This window comes from Mesorhizobium sp. M7A.F.Ca.CA.003.01.2.1 (assembly GCF_003998945.1).
GTDB lineage: Bacteria > Pseudomonadota > Alphaproteobacteria > Rhizobiales > Rhizobiaceae > Mesorhizobium > Mesorhizobium ciceri.
In genome coordinates, this window is record NZ_RZRA01001722.1 from 1 (window position 1) to 392 (window position 392).

At 66.1% G+C, this 392-nt stretch carries 1 protein-coding gene; it reads left to right on the top strand.

The genetic code is table 11. From position 1 onward, the window contains the following. The coding region (locus EN969_RS35120) for a molybdopterin dinucleotide binding domain-containing protein (RefSeq protein WP_281060065.1) at nucleotides 1–392 on the top strand (392 nt) is incomplete at both ends.

Genomic DNA, 392 nt, shown 5'->3' on the forward strand with positions numbered 1-392 from the left:
GGCCTGTTCGGCCCGGTGGCGCGGCTGCCGGAATTCCCCGACCATGTCGACCTGATCGAGGTCGCCGACGAAGCCCACCCGTTCCGGCTGACGACGTCGCCGGCGCGCAACTTCCTCAATTCGACATTCTCGGAAACACCGGTGTCGAAAGCCAGGGAGGGCCGCCCGGAACTGCTTCTACATCCCGACGATGCCGCGGCACTTGGGCTGGCCGATGGCGACCGTGTCGAGGTCGGCAACCAGCGCGGCGAAGTCGTGCTGCATGCAAAATTGTTCGACGGCATCAAGCGTGGCGTGGTGATCGCCGAAGGCATCTGGCCAAACAGCGCCCATGAGCGCGGCGAGGGCATCAACGTTTTGACCGGCGCCGACGCGCCTGCACCCTATGGGGG